This window comes from Malacoplasma muris, from assembly GCF_046774425.1.
GTDB lineage: Bacteria > Bacillota_I > Bacilli_A > Mycoplasmatales > Mycoplasmoidaceae > Malacoplasma > Malacoplasma muris.
On the sequence record NZ_CP177248.1, the window covers coordinates 578,542 to 602,062 of the forward strand.

Here is a 23,521-nt window from a genome sequence, read left to right on the forward strand (position 1 = left end):
AAATAGATTTTAATTTAATTACTATTTTTTCTTGCGCTTTTTTAACAACATTCAACTAACAATTCCTACTGTACTTCCAACAATAATAATAGATGCTACAATTGAACAAATAATTATTAATTTTGTTTTTGACAAACTATTTTTATTATTGGCATTATTAACATTTAAATCGTCTTGATTTTGTGATGAAGAATTTGATACAAAAATTTTTAATTGTTTATTTGAAATAACTTCATTATAATTATTTGTTCCAACCACATATGCTTGAACATAATATGTTCCTTCATCATTAGGATATTCATCATATATTTTTCCACTACTAAATGTTTCATCTGTTGAATATCTAAATTTAACTTCTCCAAAAGTTGCACTTGCAACTGGTTTATTATCTTTAATTTCAAAATGTGTAATTGTATTTGAAACTATTTTTTGAATTGTAAAAGCACTTTCTTTTGCACCATTATAATTGCCTAAACCATTAACAATGACTTTTGCTGTTCCAACATTCAAATTATTTTCATAAGTTAAAGTATAATCTGTGTTTTCAACTAATGTACTACCTTCATAAGAAACACTTATAGTAGGTCTAATTTCTTTACCTGTATAGTAATAAGATGAAACATCTAAAAAAGTTATAATAGCATTACTTAAATTTTTAATTGTTGGATCAGGATTTGGGTCTGGAGCTGGTGTAGGATCTGGAGTTGGTGTTGGGTCTGGATTTGGATTTGGCGTAACAGAACCACCGCCACTTGATTTTTTAAATATAATTTTAGGATAAAATGTTCAATAATAATCTTGATTTTCTGAACCAGTATACATCAAATGTTCAGTTACCAATGTATCAAAAGTAATGTCTTTGTTTTCATCAACAAGCCATTTTCAATCTTTTGGTAATTTAATTTGAGAATATTTTGTAATGCTTGGATCAATGCTCATTTCCATATATTGACTTAAATAATCTTTTTTATATACTCCTAGTTCATCAAGATTTGGAGTATAAGGCATTAATAAACTATAATTTTTAGATAATTGTCCCGAATATTCTCCAATACCTTCCACTATAAGAGTACCGCTACCTATAATTTCATCCATTTTTCCAGCAGGAAAATCAACACCCCTAATGCCTAGTCTTTCTATTCTGCTTTTTAATTTATAATCTTGATTTCTAACTAATTTTTTATCGTTGATATAAACGTCAAAATCTAATGACTTGTTGGATTTATAGTTATAATAATGTTGATTTAAGACAACTTGCCCATAATTAAGATTTTTAGCATTTTCTAAATTAGCATTCTTATCATCTTCTGTATATGTTATGGCTCTAACTCTTGCTACTGATGAGTTATTTAATAAATTTTTTCATTCATTATTTTTATCTTTATAAAAAGTCATATCATTTCTTGATAAAGGTTCTTTTGTTGTTTTAATTATTGGTTCTGATGTGCCATCATGTTCACCACTTATTATTTTTATAACAACACTATATGGTTTGTTATGTGGTAATTCTACTGGTTTATTTAATCTCAAAAAATACATACCAGGAAATTGATATGTTGCTTGTTCTTGATGAACAAGAATACCCTTTGTAGGATTATTTTTAGGAGATTTTGGTATTCCAGTGTCAATATTTTTTAAATCTGTATAAACACTTACTTCAACAGTTACATTTTGTCCACCCAATTCAAATGAAACTTCTTTTAAAAATTCTTTTTTATTATATGATGTTTTAAGAGCAGGATATATAGCAGCGCTTTCTTTTATTATAGGCAAAGTATATGATTCATAATTAACATCATAATGATAATAATTTGCATCTCTATATTCATTAGGCGATCCATAATTTGCAGCTGTAACATCCACAATATAAGAATCATATGATGCATAATAATATCCATCATCATGTGCTCCTGGACCTCAACTATTTTTTACAATTCAAGCACCATCTCTACTAGGAGTATCACCTCTTGTAAACAAGTCTTTTGATATAGTATCATCTCAACCAACAATTACAGAATTGTGAGTAACAGTTCCTTTTTTTAAATTATAATAATTTGACCCATTTGTGCTCAAAATAGCTGAATTATAACTAAAAGTTACACCACCATATTTTTTTATAGCTTGTTTAATATTATCAATAGTTTTATTATTGTCATCTAAAAAAACATATTCATTTAGATAGGCTGCAGACGTACCATATTCATTACCTTTATTTGCTGGCATTTCTTTTTCAAAAACCATTGTCCCATATCACATAGATAATTTTACATTTGCATATGAAGTATAAAATCCACTAACTAAATCACTTTCTTTATAGTCATCAAAAGTCAAATTTAATTTGTCTGCTTCTTTCAATCAATTTCTTGTAGCAAAATTAATGTTGTTTGCGTTAATAGAAATATCTCTTATGTTGTTTTTATTGATATCTGGATATATTTTGTTTTTCAACAAATTATTTTCAGCAAGAGAAGCAGTTGAAAATGCTCAACATAAAGGATCTGTAGCTTGGTTTTTTACAGGTGCATCAAATTCTGTTCCTCTAGGATCATACTTTGTTGGAAGCACCTCATTTGATCTAAAATCCCTATGAATCACATTTCCTTCATATACTTGTTCTTTATCATTATTAGTTAAAAAACTTTCTCTTTGGATAAAACTAAAACTATAAAAAGCAAAAGATACCAAAGGGAAAAATGAGGATAAAGTCAAAATTTTTTTTAAATATTTTTTCATAATATTCCTCTATCAATTATGTTGATTATATTTTTTTCAAATCAATATAACCTTATAAATTGTAAATAAGTATAATAACATTTGTAATTACTATGAAAATCTAAGAGTTTTACATTAAACTAATTTCCTTGCTCTAACTCTATTATTATGTCTCTTAAATAAGCAGCTCTTTCATATTCTTGATTTTTAGCTGCTGTTAACATTTCTTCTCTTAATTTAGCAATTGTTTGTCCTCTCATTTGTTTTGCTTTTTTAGATTTATCCATTAAAGACTTAAAATCAAGGTTAACATCACTTCTATTAAGATCTAGTGCTATTGGTTTAATAATTGTTTTTGGAACAATATCATGTTTTTTATTAAATTCTATTTGCAAATTTCTTCTTCTAGTAGTTTCTTTAATTGCAGTTTCCATTGCTTCAGTCATGTTATCAGCATACATAATAACTTTACCATTTGCATTACGAGCAGCTCTTCCTATAATTTGTATTAAAGATTTATCACTTCTAAAAAAACCTGGTTTATCTGCATCTAAAATAATTACTAAAGAGACTTCTGGAACATCAAGTCCTTCTCTAAGCAAATTAATGCCAACAACAACATCATATATACCCTTTCTTAAATTATTTAAAATTTTAAAACGTTCTAATGTCTTTAATTCATTATGCAAGTATGCAACTTTAATATTTTTAGTTTTCAAATATTGTGTTAATTCTTCAGCCATTCTAATTGTCATAACAGTGACAAATGTTCTTTCTTTCTTTTTAATTTGATCTCTAATTAAATTTTCAATATCTATTATTTGATTTTCTGTTTTTCTAATCTCTACAATTGGATCAACAAGACCTGTTGGTCTAATAATTTGTTCAACAACTTTTTTAGATTGATTAATTTCTCATTCATTAGGTGTAGCAGAAACATATAAAACTTTATTAATTTTATTTTGAAATTCATCAAAATTTAATGGCCTATTATCAAGAGCACTAGGAAGTCTAAAACCATAATCTACAAGGGTTTGTTTTCTATTTCTATCAGTGTTATACATACCTCTAATTTGTGGAACCATCATGTGTGATTCATCTACAATTAATAATCAATCACTGCCTTTAAAAAAATCAAAAATTGTATATGGAGTGCTTCCTTCTTCTCTAAGTTCTAAATGTCTTGCATAATTTTCAATTCCAGAACAATATCCAAACTCTTTAAAAGAATCAATATCATGTATAGTTCTTTCTCAAATTCTTTGCGCTTCAATTAATTTATTATTTTTAATAAAATATTTATGTCTTTCATCAAGTTCTTCTTTAATCCTTTTTAAAGATTCTTCTAAAGTCGCTTTATTTGCTAAATACAAGTCAGCTGCACTAATAGTTATTCTATTTTCTTTTCTAATCACTTTTTTAGTTAAAGGATCAATAATGCTAATATCTTCAATATCATCACCAAAAAAAGAAATTCTAATATTGAATTCGTCTGTATATCCTGGAGCTATTTCAACAAGATCTCCTTTAACACTAAATTTACCAGTTGTTGTATCTATATCATTTCTTTGGTAATTTAAATTTACTAATTGATATTGTAAATTTTTAATTTTAATAACATCACCTGTATGCAAAATAATTTTATTATTCATAAATTCAACAGGCGGAGTTGAAGCATAAATACTTGCAACACTTGCTACAACAATTACATCATCTCTTTCAGTTAATGATGTTAAAGCTGACAAGTTCAACATTTCAATATCATTATTTGTTTGTGAATTTTTTTCTATATAGGTATTTGTTTTTGGCAAAAAAGCCTCTGGCTGATAAAAGTCAAAAGCAGATACAAAATATTCAACTCTATTATTAGGAAACATTTCTTTAAACTCACTATATAATTGAGCTGCAAGTGTTTTGTTGTGAGCCATTACAAGGGTTTTACAATTTAAATTTTGTATAATATTTGCCATTGTAAAAGTTTTACCTGTACCAGTTGCTCCAACTAAAACTTGTGATTTTAATTTTTCTTTTTTAAATCCTTCAGTTATTTTTGCAATTGCTTCAGGTTGATCACCACTTGGTTTATATTTACTCTGTAATTCAAATTTCATAAATATGCCTTAATTAAATGTATATAAATTTTAATTTACAAAATAAAATTTTCATTATCTATTTGCTAATTAAAACAAATAAAAAATATTGACTTAATAGTCAATATTTTAAATATAAAAATAGTTATTGTATTTTTCTTTCCATAATGTATGTTGCAGCTTCTTTATCACAAACAACAATTACATCAGTATGATAATTTAAAGAAGTGATAGGTCAATTTTCATCAAATTCATTATTAAAAAATAAATTATATAAAGCTTCAGCTTTTTCAACACCATAAGCAACTAAAACAATTTTTTTAGAATATAAAATTGATTGTATTCCCATTGTTACAGCATAATTTGGTACTAAACTTCTATGACCAAATGTTTTTGATAAACTATTCATTGTAGGTTCACTTAGCTGAACAACACTTGTAAAATCTTCAAAAGAAGACACATTTGGTTGATTAAAGGCAAGTTCACCATTATTACCTACACCCATTAATAATAAATCTATATAACCTTTTGATTCAATAAATCTATCATAATCAACATAATCATAATTTGGATTTGCATTAAAATCAAATCCAAAAGGAATAGGAAAAAAGGTATTGTCTTTATTTATGTCAATGTGATCAAATAAATTTTGATCCATATAATTATGACGAGAAAACTCATAATTTTTATCTTCTATACCAATAAATTCATCCATATTAAATGTACTAACATTTGCAAAACTTATAACATTTGCTTTATTAGCATCAATTAAGTTTTTATAAATAATTAATGGTGTAACACCTGTTGGTAACCCCAAAATTAAATTTGGATTATTTGCTACAGCTTTCACAATTAAATCACTAACATACTTGTTAGCATTATCTTTAGTTGGAAAAACCAAAAATTTTGGTTTAATAAAATTTTGTTCCATAGTAAGCTTGTCCTTTTTGCTAAATACTAAAATTAATTATACATTAATTACTTTTAGACTTTTCAACAATTAAATCCATTAATTGTTGGTCAAAAGTTTTTCTATTCTTTTTTTCAAGATATTTTTTATCATAATAATTTTTAGCTGTTTCTTTTATTATTTCTGTTTCAATTGCATCTTTATAATCTTTTTGATTAAATTTAAATTCTTTTTTTAAACTCTCAAAAGTATCTTCACTTAATTTATCAGCATTTTTGTTATAAGTTGTAACATGAGGAGTTATTACAAAATCGTCAGGATAGTTATTTGAATTAACAACATTTTTTGCATATACAACAGGTTCTGAATCAACAGTAATCTTAGGTTTTGAATCTATTGGTTCAATATCTTTGTCAAAAACTGTATGAACATTGTTTTCTGGTTTATCATATTCAATATTGATGTCTTCTATTTCTATTTCATTTTTTTTAATTAAAACAGGTTTAAAATTATTATCATGAATTTTTTGTGTTCTTTTGTCATCATCATCCCACATATCAAAATCAAATAAAGATTCATTTTCAACAAAAGCTTCATCAAAATCACGACTTAGAATATTATCTACATCTGTTTCTTTATAATATGGATTGAAAAGATATTTTGGATTATGAGGATTTTGTTGAATATCTTCATTTGGATTATATCTTTTCATTTTAGGTTTTAATTCACTTAGTTTTTTACCACTAGGTTTAACTAAATTTTGATCTGATATAATTTCAGGATTAATAGGTTTATCATTCTCTATAACTTCTTGATTTACAGGAACTTTTCCACGTAAATTATTAGCATATTCATCAATAGATACATCTGGAGTAAATTCAGGTTGAATATCTTCAAATTCATTAACATCATTTGCTTGTATTGTTTCTTCTGACTCTTTTACAAAATTATCATTTTCATTTTCTTCAGTAAAATTATTAGATATATCTTCTAAATTATTATTGTCATCAATTATAAAATCATCTTTATTAACTGTTTGTTCATCATTTTCTTGATTATCTATTATTTCAGAATTATCTTCTTCAATAGAATTAATATTTTCAATTTGATCATCAATTGTAGGAATTAATTTAATTGGAACATCAGAAGAAGCAAAATTATTTTCAATTTCATTTAAAGAGATATTTTCATTTGGATATTCATCAAAAAAAACATCTTTATCTTCTTCAATTTCTAAATCATCTTGTAATTCTGAAACAATTTCTTGAGGATTATTTTGAATGTAATCTAAATCAAGTTTATCTTTTTCATTTTCAATGTTTTCAAAATCATCAGTTTTATTTTCATAATTTTCTAATTGACTTTCAATACTATCAATAGTTTCTGAATTACTAGACATTTCAAAATTATCAATATCTTCTAAATTATCATTAGATTCATTTATAGTAGGAATAGTTTTATTATCAGAATAATCTATCGGTTGACTTATCAGATTGTTTGATTTGTCTGTTTGTCTGAAAAAGTTTTGCACTTTTTTTTATCAAATTGCTTAATCTTAGCCATGTCAAGTGCATCAGTAATTTCTGCAGTTTCATTTGGTAAACTTAATTTACAAATTCCATTAATAACATCTCTAACAATATCACTCTTCATTTTTTCAAATAAATTATTACCATCTTCTATATAAATATTTAATGGGCTTCTTTGTTCAAGAGATCTTAAATTAACACCTTCTCTTAATTTAGTCATTTTATCAATATGATTTGTTCATTTTTGATCTAAATTAACTAATAAAATTTCACCAATTACATTGCTTGCATTTATGTTAGTTAATATTTCTATTTTTTTGTTAATAATTATATCAAACAGTTCAAGTAAAAAATCTCTTGCAGAATCTAAAATGATATTATCAAAATCATTCTCTCCAAAATAATTAAATTTTAAAAACTCTTCGTTAACAATTTTTACAAATGCTTTTGAATCAATAATTGCAGAATTATCTTTATCCTTTAAAGAATATACAAGATTTGAAGCATATTCTTTTGCCATATTTTGAATAATCTTATAATTATTTTCTTGTAATAATATTTGATCACGTTGTTTATAAACAAGTTCTCTTTGTAACGATAAAACATGATCATAATCCATTAAATTTTTTCTAATATCAAAGTTTAAACCTTCAACTTTTTTTTGGGTTCTATCAAGCATTCTAGAAAAGAAATTTGAATCAAAAAAATCTTCTTCAAGTTTTTGAGATGCTTTTGCAAATCTATCAGTAGCAAATCTTTTAAACAACGAATCTTCAAGAGATGTGAAGAATCTTGATTCACCAGGATCTCCCTGACGACCTGTTCTACCACGTAATTGATTATCTACACGACGAGACTCATGACGTTCTGTACCAATTACATATAGCCCTCCCAATGATTTAACTTCATCAGAAACTTTTATATCAGTACCACGTCCTGCCATATTTGTAGAAATTGTAATAGCACCTTTTTGACCTGCAATTTTAACAATTTCTGCTTCTTTAGAATTATCTCTAGCATTTAATACTTGATGAGGAATTCCTAATTGTTGCAATCTATCATGGATAATTTCAGAGTCTGTAACTGAACTTGTACCCACAAGTATTGGTTGACCTTTTTTGTGTCTATTGACAATTTCTTCAATAACATGATTTCATTTAACTTTTTTGGTACCAAAAAAGTAGTCAGCTTTATCAATTCTAATAATAGGGCGATTAGTTGGTATTTTAACAACAACCATATTGTAAATTTTCAAAAACTCTTCAGCTTCTGTCATTGCAGTACCACTAACTGCACTTAATCTTTGATAAAGTCTAAAAAATGATTGATATGTAATAGTTGCCATAACAACATTTTCAGGTTCAATTCTAACCCTTTCTTTAGCTTGAATGGCTTGTTGCAAACCAGCGTTATAACTTCTACCTTCAAGAATACGACCAGTAAATTGATCAACTAAATAAATCTTGTCGTCTTTTACTAAATATTCTCTACCATTTGCAAATACATAATGAGCCATTAAAGCATTTGTTACTTTATGAACAATTTCAGATGATTCAACCGAATATAGGTTTTTTAAACCAAAATAATTTTCTACTTTTTTAGCACCTGAATCTGTCAATGAAATTGTGTTTGATTCAACATCAATAAAATAATCTTCTTCTTGCAAACTAGATACAATATTATCAACATCAAGATATAAAGAGTAATCTTCTTTTGGGTTACCAGAAATAATTAGTGGCGTTCTTGCCTCATCAATTAAAACAGAGTCCCCTTCATCAATAATTACAAAAAAAAGTTCACGGATGACCTTTTCATCCATACTTCTTACCATGTTGTCTCTTAAATAATCAAAACCAAGTTCTGAATTTGTTGTATAAGTAATATCTCTTGCAAACATTTCTTTTTTTGTTTGCTTATTCAATTGAGATGTATTGTAACCTACAGTTATTCCTAATTTTTCAAATGCTTTTTGAGCAAATTCAGCATCACGTTGAACAAGGTATTCATTAACAGTAACAATATGAACCCCTTTTTTCATCAATGCATTTAAGAAAGCAACAAGTAGAATTGTTAATGTTTTACCTTCTCCAGTATACATTTCAGCAAAATCACCACAGTGAACAACATATGCCCCCATCATTTGTACAGTATATGCAAGCAATTTGTGTTCTCTATAAATTATTTCTCTAGCAATAGAAAAAGCATCAACAATGATGTCATCTAGTGTGAATTTATTATTAGCCAATCCATCTATTAAATAATCTGTTCTAATTTTTAAATCTTCAATAGTTAGGCTTTCATATTCTTTTCTATTTAATTCAACTTCTTCAGCAATTAATCTTGCTCTAACTAAAATTTTTGATCTTTTTTTAATTTTTTTGATTTTCATTTTCATTATAGCTTAACACCTTTCTGTTTGCACACTACATTATTAATTTTACCATCTAACACAAAAATTACTCTATTTGCAAATGTAGATATTTTTTCATCATGAGTAATTATTATTATTGTAGTTTTTAATTCTTGATTAATTTTTACAAATGCATCAATTATATTTTGAGACATTTCTTCATCAACAGCTCCTGTTGGTTCATCTCCAAATATAATTAAAGGATTTTTAGCCATAGTTCTTGCAATAGAAGTTCTTTGTTTTTGCCCACCTGACATTTCATATGGATATTTTTCTTTTTGAGATAATAAACCCATAATTTCTAAAATTTTTAAACAACGTTCTTTTTCTTTTAACTCAGTTAAAGCATTAAAGTTTTTCTCTTGTTGAAATACTTTTTCACTATAAGTATTTTTACCAAGAAAACTACCCATTAAAACATTTTCATAAACAGTTAAATTTGGTAGTAGACCATATCTTTGAAAAACATAGCTTATTACATCTTTTCTAAAACTTGTTAATTGTCTACTAGTTAAATTTTGTAATTTGAATCCTTCAACATTAACATCTCCATATGTAGGCACATCAATACCAGATAGTAAATTCATTAAACTTGTTTTTCCTGATCCGCTAGGACCTAAAATAACAACAAAATCACCTTTATAAATATTTAAATTAATGTTGTCCAATACCTTTAATGCAAATGTTTTAGAACTATAATATTTTGTAACATTTGTTAAAGATATTGCTATATCTGGAGGCAAAGAAGAATATTTATCATTACTTACTAACCGCTCTGCTTTAGAAATTTTTGAATTAAGTGCCCTATACAATTTATTTTGCTTACTAATAAGTACCTTATTAGTTGCATTTTCTTTGTTAATATCAATTTGAGTATTAATGTCTTGTATTTGCTTATATAATCATTCCATTTGATTGATTAATTGAGATAATTTAGTATTTTTATTTTCAGGAATATTTTTTTTAGTTTTATCATTATCAACATTATTTTTTTTAATTAAATGATTGGTATTACTAGTATCTTTCTGGTTAACCACTTTATTATTTTCCACTGTAAACTCCTTAAAAAGTTAATACTATTATTTAATATTATAAAACTATATATAAATTTAGAAAATATATTATAATTATAAGGTATATTTCTGTTGCAGATGTAGTTCAATGGTAGAATACAACCTTGCCAAGGTCGAGACGCGGGTTCGATTCCCGTCATCTGCTCCATTTAATAAAATAACTTACAAGCAAAACTTTGTTTGTAAGTTTTTATTTTTCAATAAACTGCTTTATTAAAGGTAAAATTTCTCTATTTTCAGTTAAAGGCAAATGACTACAATTATCACATTCAACCAAAGATAAATAATTACCACTTACATTTTCAACAAAATTATTTACTGTTGCCTTATAAGGAACTATTTCATCATGCTTTCCAATAACTAAAAGTGTAGGTATTTTTATTTCTTTAATAGCCTCTTGTATGTTATCAAAAAATTGTTGCATTAATTCTTTATTAAGCAATGTTTTTAAATCTTTATATTTAGTGTTTAAAGAGTTAAATTCATTTAAACAATACAGCTCAAATTTTTCTTTTGTTCCAAAAAACTTTATTGGATCATAAAAAAGTTTTGACATAATAAATTTTGTATCTTCATAAGTTTCAGGCATTAATTTTTTTGACATTTCATAATTTTCAAAAACTGCTTTATTTGCTGGCCCTTCAAGAATCAGTTTATTAATTCTTTCTTTAATTTTTTTATAAACCAATAAAGCAATTCCACCACCCATAGAATGACCTAAAATAATTAAGTTATTAAGATTATTTTTTTTAATGAATTCAACAACTAAATCAACATAATAATTTTGATTTAGTTCATTTAAACTTAAAAATTTACTATTGCCATGTCCTGGCATATTTATACCATAGAAATTATACTCATTAAAAAAATATCTAAAACTAATTTTATTATTAAAATTACCAGTAAAACCATGTAAAAATAAAATATTCCCTTTAGGATTATCAATTTCACTTATATAAGTTTCTATATCATTTCAATTAACGTTCATACATAAATACCTAAATAGATAATATGTTTTATTATATAGAATAAAATATTAATATAATTAATATTATGATAAAAAATAAACTATTTGAATATGATAACAAAATAAGAAATTCTTATAAAAATATATTAGGAATAGATGAAGTAGGTAGAGGATGTGTTGCAGGTCCTCTTGTTGTTGCTGGCGTTATCTTAAAAAAAGATTTTTATGATTCAAGAATACAAGATTCAAAGAAAATAAAAACTTTAGAAAAAAGAAAAGAACTTGCAAATCTAATTATTAAAAATTGTATTAAATATAAATATGTAATATTTAATAATAAAGAAGTTGACTTAATTAATCCAAAACAATGTTCAAAGTCAGGCATGAAAGAAATTGCTATAGATCTTCAAAACTATTTTGATATTGCAATTACAGATTATGAAAATATTGATTTAGATATTAATCAAATAAATTTAAAACAAGGTGATAATAAATGTTTTTCAGTGGCTTGTGCATCAATCCTTGCAAAGCATATTAGAGACTTAGAAATAATAAAATTAAACAATTTATATCCAGAATATGATTTCATTAATAATCAAGGTTATTTAACTAAAAATCATATTTCTTTATTAAAAGAATATGGAGTAAAAAAAGAAATTTATAGACTAAGTTACAAGCCCATTAAAAAAATCTTAAATAATCTTTATTAATAAATATAATTAAAATTAAAAGGTGTGTTGTATATATGAAAAAAATAGATGTCCCTTTGTCATCATCACTTGAATACATATTAATAAGTAATGATAGTAAATTCTATGGTTACTATCATATGAAATTAAAATTTAAAGAAAAGCAAAAATTATATGATTATGAAGTTAAAAAGAAATTGTGAGATACATATTTGGAAAAAGAAGCAATAAATTCAAATGGATTAAATATTGGCAAAACAATTTGATGCTATATAGTCATTGGAGATATAATTGAACACAAATCATATAAAGAGATTATGGATGATGTGAATTAAAAAAACTCTAAATAATTACATTTAGAGTTTATTTTTTATCTTCTAGCTGCAGGAGCAACACCTGGTCTTATTGGCATCACAGGTCTAGGACTACCAGCTACAGGTCTTGAACCAACAGCAGGTTTTGACACACCTACTTTAGGTTTAGAAGTAGCAGCAACAGATGGTCTCACTGGAGCTACCCTTGGAGTAGCAGCAACAGGTTTTGCACCCACTACAGGTCTTGTTCCAGGAGCTTTAACAGGGGGTTTTACACCTCCAACTACTGGTCTTTCTGCAGGAGTTTTAACTGCTGTTTTTGCTGCTGCAGAATCTGTTGGAGAAACTTTTGCATCAGCAGGTTTTTTAAACATTGATTTTAAACCTGAAAACATTGGTTTTGCACCTGATGTTTTTGATTTTGCTGGGATAGCATTAATAGTTCTAACCACAGTTCCTGGTTTAGAAGTTGTAGTTGTTGTAGTTGTAACAACTTTTTTTACAGGACCATTTTGTACTGTTTTTGTTGTATTAGTAACAGGAGCTGCTGCTGGAACAGCAGGAGCTGTTAATTTAATATTAATATTTTGTTTTTTGCTAACATCAACTTTTTCTTTTTGAATGCTTTTCAATGATTGATCAACAAATCCATCCAATAAATTTTTATATTTGATATATAACAAATATGAAACAATCGTTAAAATGGTTGCAACTGCTGTTAATGCTGTAAATACTATAGCAAGTATTCTAACTAAAGCGATTTGACTATTAGTTTCTACTTCACTAATTCTTATCAGTGTAACAACTCACAATCCAACCATTACACCTAGAAAAATAATTGCAAATTGAGCAGCAATAAATGCTATTCTACCTGTAATTGTTTTTTTCTTTTCTAAAGATATTTGAGTATAAGACATACTGACATCCTTTTTCATTGGCTTCTTGCCTAGTAATTATTCTATCACAGTTTAAATAAATAAAAAAATAAAATACCTAATAAATTGAAATTTAAAACTCAATGATTTCAAAATCAATTTTCTTAGTTATCTTACTTGAACCCACAACTCTAATTTTAACTTTTGTTCCAAGAGTTAAAATTTTTTTTGTTTTTTTGCCTAAATATATTGATAGATTATCACTATATTCATAATAATCACCTAATATATTTTCAGGCCTTGCTAATCCTTCTATTGTATTTTCTAATTGGACAAAAATACCAAAAGAAGTAATATAACTTACAAAACCATTAAATACTTGTCCAATTTTAGATTCCATATATTCAGCAAATTTCATTGAATTTACTTCTCTTTCAGTATTTGTTGCCACAATTTCTGTTTTAGTTGCTTGTTCACAAATATCTTTCAATCTTGCATTCAAATCATATCTAATTTCATTTGTATATTCAGTTTTATTAAGTATAAACATTTTAAAAAGACGATGCACAACTAAATCTGAATATCTTCTAATAGGGGAAGTAAAATGAGTATAATTATCCAATGCCAACCCGAAGTGGTGATCATTAACAATACTATATTTTGCTTTAGCCATTGTTCTTAACAAAATTATGTTGATTAATTCTTTATTGGGATTGTTAATATTATTTTTTAATCACTTAGCAATTGTATTTGGTTGTCAATTTTTTACTTCAGCATCAAATTTAAAATTTAATTTTTTTGCTTCAATTTCAAACATTGCTATTTTCTTTTCATCAGGTTTATCATGAACTCTGTATATAAAATCAGAACTTAGTTTTAATTGATTAAATTTTATTGTTACAGCTTCATTTGCAGCAACCATAAAACATTCAATTAAATTTTGTGCTTGTCCTGACTTTTTTTGTTGAATATCAATTATTTTTTCATTTTCATCCAAAATAATTTTAGGTTCTGGAATTTCAAAATTTATGTATCCTAATTTTTCTCTTTTTTCTTTTAGAATAAAAAAAAGCTCATATGCTTGGTCAAGCATAGATTTAATTGATTCTTTTTCATTTGAAAAGTCTGTTTTTTGTTCAAAGTATTCATTTACTTCTTCATAGCTAAATCTTCTTTTAGAATTAATAATAGCATTATAGACATCAATATTTTTAAAATTTCCAAAATTATCAATATCCATTTCACAAACCATGCTTAATCTATCTTCATTTGGATTTAATGAACATATATCATTTGATAAATTATGTGGCAACATAGGTATAACTTGATTTACAAGATAAACTGATGTTCCTCTTTTGTATGCTTCATTATCTACAATTGAATTATATTCTACATAATGTGAAACATCTGCTATACACACATATAGTTTATAAAGATTATCATTAATTTTTTTTACATAAATAGCATCATCTAAATCTTTTGAAGTAGCTGGATCAATTGTAATAATATCAAGAGATGTTAAATCATGTCTTTTAATAAATTCTTCTTTACTTATAATTGAGTTAAATTCTTTTGATGCATTAATAACATTTTCATTAAATTCAGGTTCTAAACCTGCATCATATACAATAGATAAAATATCAACACCAACACTATTTTTATGACCGATAACTTTTGAAACAGTAGCATAAGCTACATTATCTACAATATTTTTAATTTTAATTAAAATTTTATGTCCATCAACTAATCCATCAATGTTATCTAAAACAACTCTATATGTGTGTTTATTATCATCAAAAACAAAACCATATTTATTGTTTTGTTTTATAAATACACCAGTGTAATATTCTTTATTTCTTTCAATTATCTTTAAAACAACACCATCTTTAAAAACATGATTTGGATTATCATTTTTTTTATCCATATAGCAAACTAAAACTTTATCACCATGAAGAGCATTATTAATATTTTTTTTGTTAACATAAACTTCACTTTGGTCAGAATTTTCTCTTTTTACAAAACCATCACCTTTAGCATTAAGAAAAATAATACCTTCAAAAGCAGTTTCTTTTAGAATGGGGCCATTTTCATAACCCATAACTAATTTCTTTGTATAAAGCTGCTTCAGTGTATTATTTTCCACTAAATGATCAATACATTTGAAAACAATAATTTTGTCTTTAAATTTTTTTTGTAACTTTTTATATATTATTCCTGCAGGAATTGGAGTTCCTTTTTCGTTTTTTACAGTTTGAACTATTGCACTAATTAATTCATCACTAAAAATCATTATGAATACACTACCAATCTAATAACTATTCCTATTGCTATTAAAACAAACACAAAAATAAACAAAATAAATTGAAGAACTTTAACTGCTCCTCTATCTTTTGTCTTTTTAAAAAGTTCTATTTCATTTCCAGATGATGGAATAATCCCACCTGTATTACCACTACCAGATAAAAGAAGCGCAATTATCAATGCAATAATTGCTAGAACATAAAATAATATATCCAATCATTCCATATTCATACTCCTTACAATATATTTATTATAAATTAGATTAACCATTATTTAAAATTAATAATACATTATTAAAAAATAATAGCATTGCACATTTTGCTATGTCAAATAATATGTTATTTCTTTTTTGAAAAAAATCAATATAGAAAATAAAAAAGAGCAATTACTTGCTCTTTTCAGTTATATAAATGGCGCGCCTGAAGAGATTCGAACTCCTGACCCTGCGCTTAGAAGGCGCATGCTCTATCCAACTGAGCTACAGGCACTCAATGCTTCCATAAATATTATACAACTATTTTCATATTGGAAACAATGAAATAAATATAATTTAGTATTTTTATAAAAAAATATAAATAATTAAATTCTATTTAGAATGATTCATTAAAATAAATATCTAATTTATTATGCTTATAAACTTTTGTATCTATTTTATTTTCAGATATAAGTTTAAAGTATCTTTTATCTAAATTAAGATAAGACCTAATTTTAAGAGGATTATCTTTAAAATTAGACAATAATCTAATAAAGTTTTTTAAATCTAAAAATGCAAAATCATAAACTATATTGTTCTTATCAAAAATAATATAAGCATCATGTGATATTGCAATTCTTTGTTCTTCTTCTATTTTTAGCATTTTATAATATTGCTGATTTTCTTTTGTTGTTTTATAACTAAAATTTTTAAATTTATTTAACTTAATAAATTTATTTTGAATTTTTGTAAGCTTTGAATAATTAATATCTGATGTATATTCAATAGGTTTTAAATATTGATCATTTTTAAGTTCATATGTATTTTTTAATGTACATGGATAAAATTCATATGATTTATAAATGTCTCAATTATATGCTTGAATAAAAATATAATCATATTCTTGATGTAATTTATCCAGTCATTGTTGAAAAACACTTTTCATTAATCCTTGACCTTGAAATTCTTTCTTTGTTGAAACAGCCACTATAAAAGCAGCTTCATATTTTTTGTTATTTATATAAACTCTTTTTTTGTTGTTACAACAAGAAAAAATTACTTTATTATTTTTTTCAATAAAATAATAATCATTATTTTTCATGTACTCATTAAAATACATTTCAATATAGGCATTACTATCATCAAAGGCTTCTTTATATAATGTTTTTGCTTGAGTTAATTCAACTTTGTCCAACCCTTTATTTAATTCCATGAAAATCCACCTTAACTAAATATGTATTAACAATATAATATGGTTTATAAGACTTTTTAGATTGTTCTAATCCTTCTTGTCTTTCGCTATCTTGACGATCAACATAAATTTGTTCAATGTTATTTTTTTCTAAATTATTAGATAACAAATATTGATAGCTACCCTTATAATTTTTAGAAGCTTTTTCTAAAAAAATTTCATATATATCATTTCTACTATAACCTATAGTAACACCAATTAATTCATCTTTATAATACATTAGTAGACCAGATAAATTTGAATCATTACAATATAATAAATTTTTTATGTAATTATATTCATATTCTCTTAAATAACCTTGATTTTGTATAATATGATTTTTTACATATGATAATATTTCTTTGTTTTGAGTTCCGTTGTAAAAAACAAAAGTAGTATCTTTCCCATAGTTTTTACTATAGAAATTATATAAATTTCTTTTTTTCTGCATTTTCTTTCCTGGAAAGCCTTTTAATTTATTTGTGTGATAAATATAGGAAGAGTCAGAATTTGAAACAATAGAATAATTTTTTAAATATTTTAAATCTGACGCAAAAACTCTATCTAAATATAAAGCATTAACACCTTTTAAAAAAGGTTTAATGTAATCAATAGCTTTTATAAAGTAAGGATATGAAATTTCATTCTTTTTTATAATAGGTCTTAAAATATAAAAATTATTAATCTCATTATTATTAATAATTAATTTATCTTTTATAATTTTTATATAGATGAATATAACATCACTTTCATAAATATAGTATATTTCTAATCCATAATGTTTTCACAAATACAAATTTAAAGCAGAAATATAATAATTTGGATAAATCATGTTGATGTATTGTTGTAATTTTTTATAGTTATCTTTTGTTAATAAAGTCATTTTACTATTCATATAATTAGTACCCTTAAAATGTATTAATATTAACACCAAAAAATATTTATAAAACATTAAATGTCAAAAACTATTTAATGTCTGTTTCTTTAGAATCTTTACCAATTAGTAATCTATAAGCTGCATTTATTTCCTTAAATTTCTTCTCTCCATCTGCTGATTTGTTAATATCTGGATGATACATTCTTGCTTTTGCTCTATATGCTCTTTTTATCTCTGAGATTGATGCATTACTTGTTAATCCAAACAATTCATAACAATATGTTTTTGTTAATATATTAGGATTAAAATTATCATTAAACATTTCATCTACTTCAGCATCAAAGTATTCATCAAAATCATCAAAATCAAATTCATCATCATCTTCAAAAGAATACTTATCCTTGTATAAAAAATTACGATTTATTTGTCTAAAAAATGGAGAATCAAAATCATATGTAAACTTGTTTACAAAATAATTGTTAGATTGTTTTTTATTGTTTTTTAAAAATGAACTTATCATATCATCTTGAAAAAAATTATTGTCATCAAAATATTTTAGAAAATAATTTTGTTTATTTTCAAGAATACTATCTAAAAGTTTTTTAAAATTGTTAATTGCATTATCACACTTATCTTGATATATTAAATCACAATACAATTTACCTTTTTTGTTATAAGTCATCATAAACAACAAATTAAGATTAAATGTATCACTTGATTTACTAAGAATTAAAAATTCTTTTATTTTATAATTATCATTTAATTTATCTTGAATAGAATCAAAAACATTTTTAATCTTTAAATCAAAAGGTAAAAGTTCTAAATCATATTTTGAATAAAACAATGTTTCTAAAAATGGAACTGAAACTTTATTTTTGTTATATTTAAGATTTTTTAATTTTGCTAAAACAACATTTAAATTATTTGAATCATATATTTTTTTCAAACTTAAAAAATCTTTAGGTGTATATCCATTAAAATCACTTAAATAAACACCTTTTAAAACTTTTTCTCTTTCATTAATATCATAATTTTTTAATTGATGTCCACTATAATATTTCTTGGCTCCAAACATACAAATCCTTTTTTTAAAATATGAAACTGGTATTATAAAATTATAAATATTTAGCAATGTACTCAATTAATTATATTGATAAAAAATAATTTTTATAAAAATAAAATTATTTTCTTTTCAAAATAAAAAACTATCTACTTTTGAGTAGACAGTTTAGTAGATTCATTATTATTTATAGATTGAATATCGATTGGTGTATCTTTTTGTTTTTCTTTTCTAAGATATAAATATCAACTACTATAGCCACAAACAACTATTCCAGACACTCCCATAATAGCTAGTGGAGCAAATACAAAACAATCAATATTTCCAGTAGCTACTGCTATAGCTCTAGCAATAAATAATCCAGGTATTCCAAAAATAATACCATAAGCAATTGAAGTTATTAAAGATGTTATAGGTTTTCCAGTTGATTGAAAATATAACATTCCAGAAATTGCTAATACCAATAATACTAATTGTGCCATAGTAATCATTAATAATTTTGAAGCATCATTAAAATTGTCATTTTCAGGTAATATGTCAAATAATCATAAAAATTGTTTTGGTAATGCAAAACATACTAAAATAAAGAATATTAATGCATATGCTAGTGACATAACCATTGTCATTCAATATGCTTTTTTAACATTATCTATATTATTCTTAGCATGATTATATGTTATTACAGTTCTAGCACCTCTAATAATTCCTATAATTGCACTATAAAATAAATTATAAATAGGACTAACTGCACCAAGAATGGTTAAGTAATATGAATTATCCAACCCAGTAACTTGATTTGTAATAGATCCATAAATGGATTGTTGAACTAAAGAAAAAATAGCTGTTGATGCATTTCTGAAAAGACTTGACATTCCAATTGCAAAAATAAAAATAACAATTGATTTATCAAATCTAAAATTTTTAATATTTAAACTTTTATACTGTAGCAAAGTATCATTCTTTTTATTTAATATATAAATATACAATAAAAATATTGATGTTGAAGCAATTCAACTAATTGAAGTTGCAATTGCTGCACCTGAAATACCTAATTTTGTAAATAATAATAATATGACATCCAATCCAATATTAATAACATTAGCAGTTAGAATAAATGCTGTTGGAATACCATTTTTACCTTCACTATTTAAAAGAGAAATAAAAACCATTGTAAAACAATTAAATACATTAAAACCTATTAATATTAATGCATATTCTTTTGCTCATGTTATAGATAGATCTCTACAATAATTAACAAAATCTTGAACAAGAATTTTATCATTTCCTGTTAAATTAAAGCTATCAATATTAGTTGTTTTTGATTGAATAGGAACAACAAAAAAAGTTAAACCTATTAAAATTGCTGAAGTAACAAGTGATGTAATTAATGTAAGAAAAAATCCATTATTTCAAACTACTTTTGCTTTTGTATAATCTTGTTTTCCAAGCATCTTAGAATAATTAATTGATATTCCAAGACCTAACATTAATGTAATAGCTGTACAAATTAATGTTAATGGAGATGATAATGAAATTGATGTTCTAATAATACTAGCAACTGAAGTCTGTATATTTAACTGTTGAGTCCTAATAATATCAATTGCTTGTTTTCATTGAGAATTATAGGCAAAATCAAAAAATGTTTCATCTTTAAAAATTGGATTTAATGGTAAAATTCTAACCATTAAAATTTGATCTACAAACACATATATTCCAGTTGCAAGTGAAACAACAACAGCCAAAAAAACAATTTTGTTTAATGATTTAAATACTGAAGTTTTTTCAAATAATTTTACAACTGAATCAACACTTTTATTATTAAAACTGGTGCCACTTTTTTCTTTTTCTTTATCTAAATTCATATCTTATCCTTTTTGCATTAGGTATCTTTGGTAATCCAGGCATTAAGAAGATTTGAGTAGTAATTAGAATAACAAATCTTGCAGAGTGGTTAAATTCTACATCATTTATTGAAATTGTAAACCCCTTAGGAACATTTAATTTTTTAGCATCATCTGATAGTGATGAAAATGTTTTTGCAAAACATATATAATAATCTTGAATAAATTGTTGATTTTCTTTTAATTTATTAATAGCTTGTTCACTAAAATTTACTCCATCAGCTCCATAAATAGTTTTAGCTACTAATTTTGCTTTATCAATTATAGAATCTGATAATTTATAAGTATATTTAATGACATTTTTATCACTTAAATTATTATTTATAAATTCTATTAAATGCTTATTAGCCTTAGGTCCATCTTGTCACATAGTGGACAATTCACATGGAATTTTTTTGTCTTTGCACAGTTGTAACAATTTATCTATTTCTTTTTGTGTGTCATCATTAAACTTATTGATAACAACAACATAGTTTAATCCAAAACTCTTTATTGAATCAATATTTTTTAATAAATTACTAAATCCTGTTTCAAGACTATATAAATTTTCTTTATTTAAATCTTGGACTAAAGTACCACCATGGTATTTTAATGATTTAATTGTTACAGCTATAACAACTAAATTAGGAACTTTATTAAGTTCTCTTGTTTTAATATTTAAAAATTTTTCAGCTCCAAGATCTATTCCAAAACCAGACTCTGTAAAAGTATAATCAGCAACAGATAAAGCAAGTTCTGTTGCAATTACTGTATTACATCCATGTGCAATATTGGCAAAAGGACCACCATGAATAAGAACTGGATTGTTATATTTTGAAAAAGCTAAATTCGGATTTAATGCATCATCAAGTATCATCATAATAGAATCAATAATATCTAAATCTTTTACATAAACTGGATTATTTTTTTTATTAAAAGCTACAATTGTGTTTAATAATTTATTTTTAAAGTCTAATTTTGATTTAGCCAAACAAAAAGAAGCCATTAAATATGAAGCAGCTGTTATATTAAATTTTGATGAAAAATTAGTTGATAATTTATTTGATAAACTATATTCTATTTTTCTTAATGATCTATCATTCATATCTATACAACGATTCCATAATATTTTTGATTCATCAATTTCTAAAGAGGAATTTTGGTATATTTCATTTTCAATAATAGACATTATTAAATTATTAGCAGCTTCAATTGCAAAAAAATCTCCTGTAAAACCACAATTAATTTTATTAGCATTTATAAGTTCACAATTACCACTACCTGTAGCACCACCTTTTATACCAAAAAATGGGCCCATAGAAGGTTGTCTTAATGCTGCTATTGATTTATAACCATAATAATTAAAACAATCATTTAATCCAATTAATGTTGTTGTTTTACCTTCTCCTGTTGGAGTTGGATTAATTGAAGTAACTAAAATTAATTTTGATTTTTTATTATCAAAAGTGATTTTATTTTTTAAATTTACCTTATAAAAATTACCATATTGAATAATTTCATAATCATCAAAAAATCTTTTAATATTTTTCATAACTTATCCTTTATTAATGCATTAAAAATATTTATATTTTAATAGTAAATGATAATAAACATATAATTATTAAAAATTTATATAATAATATTAAGTAATATATATTAACATTTAATAATTACAAAGGTGAAAAATATGAAGGAAAACCAAAGATTAATAGCAGTCGTAGATAAGCCAAAGTGTCAAACTTGTCAACTTTGTATCTCAGTATGTCCAACAGATTCAATCACTATAAAAGATGGAAAAGCTGAAATTTCAGATACATGTATAGCTTGTGGTGCTTGTGTAGCTGTTTGTCCTAATGAAGCAATAGAATTAAAAATGACTGTTAGTAAAATAGATGAATAAAATATGAAGATAAAAATAATTTGTGTAGGAAACATTAAAGATAAAAATGTTTTAAATATTTTTGAAAACTACTTTAGCAAAATTAAGCATTTTATTAATGTTGAATACATTGTGTTAAAAGAAGAAAAAGTAATTGATGAATTAAATAATAGTCTAATAAAAATATGCTTAAAAAATGAAGCAAAGAAAATTATTAATAAAATAGAATCTAACAGTTTTACATTTATAACATGCATTAATGGAAAACAATATAATTCAATTGATTTTTCCAATTTAATTAAAAACAAAATAAATGACTCTACAATCAAATCAATTAATTTTATAGTAGGATCATCATATGGTTTAGACAACTCTATCTATCAAATTAATAATTCTATTAAAATATCATTTTCTCAACTAACATTACCTCATCAATTATTTCAAGTAGTTATTGCAGAGCAAATTTATAGATCTTTAACAATAATAAATAATCAAAAATATCATAAATAAAAAATCTATAACATTAACATC

At 24.6% G+C, this 23,521-nt stretch carries 19 protein-coding genes and 2 tRNA genes; 5 read left to right on the forward strand and 16 right to left on the reverse strand.

From position 1 onward, the window contains the following. Nucleotides 1-21: 21 nt before the first annotated feature. The 6 genes from ACLFO7_RS02305 to ACLFO7_RS02330 all read right to left on the reverse strand — a co-directional run bounded on the left by ACLFO7_RS02305 (nucleotide 22) and on the right by ACLFO7_RS02330 (nucleotide 10,703). A complete protein-coding gene (locus ACLFO7_RS02305) occupies nucleotides 22-2,733 on the reverse strand; it encodes a C1 family peptidase (protein ID WP_412031908.1) in 2,712 nt (903 codons plus the stop codon). 119 nt (nucleotides 2,734-2,852) lie between these two features. Continuing rightward, complete coding sequence (uvrB, locus tag ACLFO7_RS02310; protein ID WP_412031909.1) at nucleotides 2,853-4,823, reverse strand: excinuclease ABC subunit UvrB; 1,971 nt, start codon at nucleotides 4,821-4,823, stop codon at nucleotides 2,853-2,855. A gap of 124 nt (nucleotides 4,824-4,947) precedes the next feature. Beyond that, entirely contained in the window at nucleotides 4,948-5,733 is a 786-nt protein-coding gene (locus ACLFO7_RS02315; RefSeq protein WP_412031910.1) for a glucosamine-6-phosphate deaminase, read from the reverse strand. Nucleotides 5,734-5,776: 43 nt separating this feature from the next. Continuing rightward, complete coding sequence (locus ACLFO7_RS02320) at nucleotides 5,777-7,243, reverse strand: hypothetical protein (protein WP_412031911.1); 1,467 nt, start codon at nucleotides 7,241-7,243, stop codon at nucleotides 5,777-5,779. Next, nucleotides 7,198-9,630: a preprotein translocase subunit SecA gene (gene secA / locus ACLFO7_RS02325; protein ID WP_412032705.1), complete on the reverse strand. Its 2,433-nt coding sequence runs from the start codon at nucleotides 9,628-9,630 to the stop codon at nucleotides 7,198-7,200. Before secA ends, ACLFO7_RS02320 begins: the two co-directional genes overlap by 46 nt. A gap of 5 nt (nucleotides 9,631-9,635) precedes the next feature. Further along, nucleotides 9,636-10,703, reverse strand: a complete 1,068-nt coding sequence (locus ACLFO7_RS02330; protein ID WP_412031912.1) for an ABC transporter ATP-binding protein — start codon at nucleotides 10,701-10,703, stop codon at nucleotides 9,636-9,638. Between the two features lie 95 nt (nucleotides 10,704-10,798). Between ACLFO7_RS02330 and ACLFO7_RS02335 the strand changes: the two genes are divergently transcribed. Further along, nucleotides 10,799-10,872: transfer RNA gene (locus ACLFO7_RS02335), tRNA-Gly, on the forward strand. A 42-nt stretch (nucleotides 10,873-10,914) separates the two neighbouring features. On the opposite strand, the gene ACLFO7_RS02340 is transcribed toward ACLFO7_RS02335, so the two are convergent. Beyond that, the gene (locus ACLFO7_RS02340) at nucleotides 10,915-11,712 is read right to left on the reverse strand and encodes an alpha/beta hydrolase (protein ID WP_412031913.1); all 798 of its coding nucleotides are present in this window, start codon (nucleotides 11,710-11,712) and stop codon (nucleotides 10,915-10,917) included. Between the two features lie 65 nt (nucleotides 11,713-11,777). Here ACLFO7_RS02340 and ACLFO7_RS02345 point away from each other — a divergent pair, with 65 nt between their 5' ends. Together ACLFO7_RS02345 and ACLFO7_RS02350 are read left to right on the forward strand one after the other, a co-directional pair. Next, on the forward strand, nucleotides 11,778-12,401 hold the full coding sequence (locus ACLFO7_RS02345; protein ID WP_412031914.1) for a ribonuclease HII: 624 nt from the start codon (nucleotides 11,778-11,780) through the stop codon (nucleotides 12,399-12,401). Between the two features lie 35 nt (nucleotides 12,402-12,436). Further along, nucleotides 12,437-12,715 (forward strand): hypothetical protein, encoded by a 279-nt coding sequence (locus tag ACLFO7_RS02350; protein WP_412031915.1) that lies wholly within the window; start codon nucleotides 12,437-12,439, stop codon nucleotides 12,713-12,715. A 35-nt stretch (nucleotides 12,716-12,750) separates the two neighbouring features. Here ACLFO7_RS02350 and ACLFO7_RS02355 read toward each other — a convergent pair whose 3' ends face one another. From ACLFO7_RS02355 to ACLFO7_RS02395, 9 genes are all read right to left on the reverse strand, one after another. After that, complete coding sequence (locus tag ACLFO7_RS02355) at nucleotides 12,751-13,611, reverse strand: hypothetical protein (protein WP_412031916.1); 861 nt, start codon at nucleotides 13,609-13,611, stop codon at nucleotides 12,751-12,753. Nucleotides 13,612-13,702: 91 nt separating this feature from the next. After that, the gene (gene rnr / locus ACLFO7_RS02360; RefSeq protein WP_412031917.1) at nucleotides 13,703-15,859 is read right to left on the reverse strand and encodes a ribonuclease R; all 2,157 of its coding nucleotides are present in this window, start codon (nucleotides 15,857-15,859) and stop codon (nucleotides 13,703-13,705) included. Beyond that, nucleotides 15,859-16,095: a preprotein translocase subunit SecG gene (locus ACLFO7_RS02365; protein ID WP_412031918.1), complete on the reverse strand. Its 237-nt coding sequence runs from the start codon at nucleotides 16,093-16,095 to the stop codon at nucleotides 15,859-15,861. The genes rnr and ACLFO7_RS02365 overlap by 1 nt, the downstream gene beginning before the upstream one ends. 186 nt (nucleotides 16,096-16,281) lie before the next feature. Next, nucleotides 16,282-16,358 (reverse strand) — tRNA-Arg (locus tag ACLFO7_RS02370). Nucleotides 16,359-16,460: 102 nt separating this feature from the next. Then, on the reverse strand, nucleotides 16,461-17,276 hold the full coding sequence (locus ACLFO7_RS02375; protein ID WP_412031919.1) for a GNAT family N-acetyltransferase: 816 nt from the start codon (nucleotides 17,274-17,276) through the stop codon (nucleotides 16,461-16,463). Continuing rightward, nucleotides 17,263-18,189 carry a phosphatidylglycerol lysyltransferase domain-containing protein gene (locus ACLFO7_RS02380; RefSeq protein ID WP_412031920.1) on the reverse strand — a complete coding sequence of 309 codons (927 nt, stop codon included), beginning with the start codon at nucleotides 18,187-18,189 and terminating at the stop codon, nucleotides 17,263-17,265. The genes ACLFO7_RS02375 and ACLFO7_RS02380 overlap by 14 nt, the downstream gene beginning before the upstream one ends. Nucleotides 18,190-18,259: 70 nt before the next feature. Further along, on the reverse strand, nucleotides 18,260-19,246 hold the full coding sequence (locus ACLFO7_RS02385) for a DnaJ domain-containing protein (protein ID WP_412031921.1): 987 nt from the start codon (nucleotides 19,244-19,246) through the stop codon (nucleotides 18,260-18,262). Between the two features lie 134 nt (nucleotides 19,247-19,380). Beyond that, on the reverse strand, nucleotides 19,381-21,093 hold the full coding sequence (locus tag ACLFO7_RS02390) for an MATE family efflux transporter (RefSeq protein ID WP_412031922.1): 1,713 nt from the start codon (nucleotides 21,091-21,093) through the stop codon (nucleotides 19,381-19,383). Continuing rightward, nucleotides 21,080-22,663 carry a formate--tetrahydrofolate ligase gene (locus ACLFO7_RS02395; protein ID WP_412031923.1) on the reverse strand — a complete coding sequence of 528 codons (1,584 nt, stop codon included), beginning with the start codon at nucleotides 22,661-22,663 and terminating at the stop codon, nucleotides 21,080-21,082. The genes ACLFO7_RS02390 and ACLFO7_RS02395 overlap by 14 nt, the downstream gene beginning before the upstream one ends. Nucleotides 22,664-22,798: 135 nt before the next feature. Between ACLFO7_RS02395 and ACLFO7_RS02400 the strand changes: the two genes are divergently transcribed. Then, complete coding sequence (locus ACLFO7_RS02400) at nucleotides 22,799-23,011, forward strand: 4Fe-4S binding protein (RefSeq protein ID WP_412031924.1); 213 nt, start codon at nucleotides 22,799-22,801, stop codon at nucleotides 23,009-23,011. Between the two features lie 3 nt (nucleotides 23,012-23,014). Then, on the forward strand, nucleotides 23,015-23,500 hold the full coding sequence (locus ACLFO7_RS02405; protein ID WP_412031925.1) for a 23S rRNA (pseudouridine(1915)-N(3))-methyltransferase RlmH: 486 nt from the start codon (nucleotides 23,015-23,017) through the stop codon (nucleotides 23,498-23,500). Nucleotides 23,501-23,521: the final 21 nt, after the last annotated feature.